At 29.8% G+C, this 570-nt stretch carries 2 protein-coding genes; both read right to left on the bottom strand.

The genetic code is table 11. The annotated features are described in order from the left end of the window. A partial coding sequence (locus NK213_RS17965) for a hypothetical protein (RefSeq protein ID WP_253351773.1) occupies positions 1–401 on the bottom strand: 401 nt, incomplete at its 3' end. Next, a partial coding sequence (locus NK213_RS17960; RefSeq protein ID WP_253351771.1) for a hypothetical protein occupies positions 391–570 on the bottom strand: 180 nt, incomplete at its 5' end. The genes NK213_RS17965 and NK213_RS17960, both read right to left, overlap by 11 nt.

The following is a 570-nucleotide window of genomic DNA, read 5'->3' as shown; positions in this document are numbered from 1 at the left end:
AGACATACTCCTAATGCATAATTCCATTTTCTTGATTTTTTATATTTTTCACTAAATTTAGCTGCAGTATCAGATAAGGTTTCATTTCTTTCATCTGTCATCGTTATTATTTTGACCAGATTTTCCTTTTCCGTATTTCCTGTATCTATTACTTTTTTTAACTCCTTTATCTCGGCTTCTTTAGCTTCTCCTATACTTACTGTATCCAGTTCCTTTAAATGTGATATTTCCCTTCTCAGTTTCTGTGTATCCTGGCATCTTTTACAGTCACTTCTTAATCCATCTTTTGTCCCAGTTGTTTTATAAAAATACTCTTTCATTGTTGGATATGGCTCACCACATTTACTACATATTTTTTGTCCATGTATTTTCACTCTTTCATTTAAGTCTTTATTTTCCATAACTATTTCCTCCTAAATCATATATTATTTCTTCATAGTACATTTTTAATTCCTCATCCGTCATTAATTCTGCTTTTTCCGGATTTCCTTTTAATACTTCGCTATTTTTCATGTGATTTACTGCTTTTTCTATAAATTTATCTCTTACATTTGGATATAACCGTTTCAA

This window comes from Sebaldella sp. S0638, from assembly GCF_024158605.1.
Classification (GTDB): Bacteria; Fusobacteriota; Fusobacteriia; order Fusobacteriales; family Leptotrichiaceae; genus Sebaldella.
The sequence above is the reverse complement of the archived record's forward strand: the minus strand, read 5'-3'. Positions and strand labels throughout refer to the sequence as shown.